The sequence below is a fragment of the Paenibacillus sp. EB106-05-06-XG162 genome (genome assembly GCF_058791655.1).
Map to the genome: position 1 here is coordinate 1 of NZ_JBYTDT010000035.1, position 4,257 is coordinate 4,257.

3 protein-coding genes are annotated in these 4,257 nt (G+C 46.2%); all 3 read right to left on the minus strand.

The features are described 5' to 3' along the window. Window positions 1–142: 142 nt before the first annotated feature. Entirely contained in the window at window positions 143–475 is a 333-nt protein-coding gene (locus tag AC3WU2_RS30560) for a DUF3221 domain-containing protein (RefSeq protein WP_492458600.1), read from the minus strand. Window positions 476–804: 329 nt separating this feature from the next. Next, the gene (locus AC3WU2_RS30565) at window positions 805–3,081 is read right to left on the minus strand and encodes a preprotein translocase subunit SecA (RefSeq protein ID WP_492458598.1); all 2,277 of its coding nucleotides are present in this window, start codon (window positions 3,079–3,081) and stop codon (window positions 805–807) included. Between the two features lie 427 nt (window positions 3,082–3,508). Next, entirely contained in the window at window positions 3,509–4,012 is a 504-nt protein-coding gene (locus tag AC3WU2_RS30570; RefSeq protein WP_492458599.1) for a DUF4515 domain-containing protein, read from the minus strand. Window positions 4,013–4,257: the final 245 nt, after the last annotated feature.

The following is a 4,257-nucleotide window of genomic DNA, read 5'->3' on the forward strand; positions in this document are numbered from 1 at the left end:
CAAGCTACACGGGGGCTTGGCCCCTCCCGTGACCGGACTTACACCGGTTAGATGAAGCGTGCTTCTGGGCACGCAGTTGAGAAAAGGCTGCCATGTGGCAGCCTTGATGCAATTGAACTATAGTTCTCCGTTAACGGAGTTCCTATTTCTTGATCACGTCCGCCGACGCCTGAGCTGGATAGGATTGGTCTATCGCCCCGTTAGGGATATTTATGCTCACTTGGTCACCTACCGAGACAGCATCGAAACCTTTTTTGTCTACTGAAAGCCAGATTGCATTCGGCTGAGCGTCTTCCAATATTTCGTTAAGTGGTGCTTCAATATTATCAACCCTGTCACGCACCACCAGGACTCTACCGTTTTCTTTCGCAACAACAAAACCCTCTTTATGATTCCAACTCTCGTCTGATTCACTAGTTATGTCGGATGAACATCCTGTTGCCAGAACCAGTACGAATACGAGTAAAACAAACATTTTTTTCAAAATGATCTCCCTCCAAGTTAAGTATTTACATAAATATGAACGAGTTTGAGAGAAGAATTGGTTACAAACGAGAAGTGATGTAAAATCATGTTAAACTGCCAGTTAGCGTAACGAAAAAAGCAACCGAATCCATAAACGGCTGCCTCCTTGTTGCGATTGTCCCGTTAGCGTAATATTGGAGGTAATTTCAACCTGGCAATGGTTAAGTCCCAGCCTTCCTCTACCAGCCATGGCTGGTCTATGTTCCTGCACCGATTACAGGTATTCATCGGGCGTTCACTCCTATTCGTCCCGATCATCCTCGAAAAAGCTAAGCTGCATCAAAATTCTGACAGTTTGAATATCGACCTCAAAATCTTGCGAATCCCAAAAGCAAATACAGTCATTGCGGTCCATGAGCTGCGCTTATTCTGGATGTATTGATCGTTGATTATATAAGTCCGAGTGGAAGTAGGGCTCTTCAGACCGAACTCTTCCCACTTCGCCGGATCATTCGAACCTCCGAGCCTTACAAGCATATTCGCCGACTCGCTATTTATTTTAGCTGGAATTTGCTCGTATGCTTGGGTGATTTGTGCATGAAATTCGTCGATCGGATTGCCACTGACAAGGCTCTCCAAGTGGATACCTTCGCGAATGTAAGAAACGTATGCAAGATGATCAGCCCAGAACTCGTCGATATAAAAAAGCCGTACCCGCTGCTCCGAAGGGCTCATCGGCTTCTCGCCTTTCAAAATTCCGAGTCTCTCCGCGAATAAAATTCGCCTCTGATCCTCCACCATATCCGAATAACTGTTCAGTTCCTGGCGGATATGGAAGTTTTGGCCCATAATAACGCGTTGAATATGCGCGATTTTGCTGCGGAGCACCGACTCTTCGAGAGCCTCATCCTGTCTAGGATCGCGACTCGCTTTATTGATGCCGAACCGAAGCATCAACTCATCCTCCAAGCTTACGAAAAATACGGAGGCGCCCGGGTCACCTTGGCGGCCAGAACGACCGCGCAGCTGGTCGTCGATCCGCACGCTTTCGTTTACATGTGTACCAATCACATACAACCCACCCAGCTTGGCGACAGCTTCTGCTTGCGTGGGGTTGCCGCCGCCTAGCCGAATGTCTACGCCGCGTCCCGCCATATTCGTAGACACCGTCACGGCACCGACTTCTCCCGCTTTGGCGATGATCTCGGCCTCCTCTGCGTCGTTTTTCGCATTCAGAACATAGCAAGGTACGTCGACAACGGCTAGCTCCTCCGCCAGCATGTCAGACTCCTCGACGCTTGACGTACCGATGAGAATTGGACGTCCCGTCGCATGGACGGACGAGATTTCGTGTACAAGCGCCTTAAGCTTGGCTTCTTTATGGGTATAAATCCGGTGAGGATGGTCGATCCGTATGTTTGGTCGGTTCGGTGGAATTTGCACGACCTGCAGCGCATAAATATCTTCGAATTCCATTGCGGAAGCGTGCGCGGTAGCCGTCATTCCGCAAATCTTCGGATACAGACTAATGAAGTGTTGAAGGGTGATCATCCCGAGAATTTTCCCGCCAGCTTTCGACTGAAGTCCTTCTTTGGCCGCAAGCGCGGCTTGCAACCCGTCCGGCAAATACCTGTTCTCCGCCACGCGTCCGGTATATTCTTCGATCAGCTCGATTTTACCGTCCCGGACGATGTAATCGACGTCTTTTTTTAATAACGATTCCACATGCAGCGCGCAATTCAATGACGTTAACAAATGACTGTTATGGCTATCGTACAAATTGCCGCATCCCAGCAATGCCTCCGCTTTCGCTGAGCCTGCTTCATTCAAGTACACGTTCCGCTGGAACTCATCGAAGTCGTAATGCTCGGCTTGCTCAAGCTGCCGAGCCACTTCTGCGAAACGAATGCAATCGTCGCTGGAAGAGCCCGACTCGCCGGTGATGACTAGCGGCACCCGCGCTTCGTCGAGAAGCAGTGAATCCGCTTCGTCGACGATGACGTAGTGGAAAGGACGATGCACGGTATCGGCTTCGTTTAGTGCGATCGTGTCGCGCAAATAATCGAATCCCGCCTCTTTAGCCGTAACATAAGTTATATCCTTGGCGTACGCTTCCCATTTCTCAAACAGGCTCATACCCGCTTGAACCGAGTTTACTGTTAGCCCAAGGAAACGATAGATCGGGTCCATCCACTCCGCATCTCGCTTTGCCAAATAATCGTTAAAAGTCAGCACATGAACGCCTTCGCCGGTCAGCGCATTTAGATAAGCAGGCATAACAGCAGAGAGCGTTTTTCCTTCACCGGTATGCTGCTCGATCACAAATCTCTCGTGCAGAGCGATGGCAGCCATGATCTGGACATTGTAAGGCTGTAATCCGAGCTTTCTCTTCGCTGCCTCGCAGACTAACGCATAAGCATCGACAAGCAGCTCATACAGAGGTGTACCCGATTTTGCTTCTTTTTGCAGCCGGAGGGATTCCGCTTGAAGCTGTTGATCGTCCCATGCTTCCAAATTCCGTTTCCTGATGAGCTCCACTTTGTCCTGATAGACTTTCAGCTTATTCTGGGTATCGCGGTCTTTGAATTTTTGCATCATTTTGACGGCTGAATTCATCGGAATTGGATCCCTCCTCGGTAGAAATACGCGATTCTATAGTGGCTGAATAATAATCAGATTCTATAACAATAGCAAGTAATCGTAATTACGACGAAGATTCCCTGTTCTGATTTTTAGTATAACTCGTAGAGTCCCCAATTTGGTAATACTCTAAAAAAATAGCACATATTGGATATAAAATGATTATACGGAATTAATTACAGAAAGTTGCACTATCCTGCCCGTTAGCGCAATGTGGCTGCTGATCCATGCCGGCAGCCGCGTCTTAGGTATTTATTAAGCAATAGTTCCCAGTTAGTTTAATAGATCCATCACTTTGTTTGCATATGTAATCCATTCTTTTTTATCAGTATTTATTTCTATGGTTGGCAGGATAGAAAAACTAGATTGTTTACGTAATTCCTTTTGGGTTTGGATAAATTCATCAGCTGATTTTCTGATTTCTTCTACAGTTTTGTTCGTCCATTCGTGAGGTGTTCGTTTTTTGCATTCTTTGCTCTACGTTTTCAGAAGATACCGTTAGTAATACACATTTAGCACCGAGGTGGAGCAATTCATTTTCAAGCGATTCGATTTCATGTGAAAGTTCGGTGGGAAATGCTACTCTATGATTCAAATGAAATCTTTCCAATATAAAAAATATACCTCTTGATGCCCGAGATGCATCTGGACCCAGATAAGCTGCCCATTCGTTTAATTGTCGCAACATGCTAACCCGTTCCTTCAATAACTGAAGATGTTCATCACGATTTAATCGTTGAAACTCGCCTTGAACATTGTTTAACACTTGCGAGTAATGTTCACTTAGAACAATGATACTACGCTCCGATGATTCATCTTGTGCATGAAGTAGCTTTAGAGCTTTTAAAACAGACGTTTTTCCAGCATGTGAAAAACCCTCTAGAATAACTCCTATTATATGGCTCACTTAACACCTCTATCTTACAATTATTTGAAATCAATTATATCAAAGATTACTGAACAAAATCTCGGCAAGCAGCCGAACCATCGAAAGAAACTACCACGTTATACTGCCCTGTAGCTTAATAAAAAAAAGGAGCAGCTGCCGTAGCAAACTGCTCCTCGCTCTGTTCAACTATCGTGTCCCGTTAGTTCAACGCGAATTCTTACCTGCCAATTAAAAACAATCTCTCTCCACGATATAATTGGTAC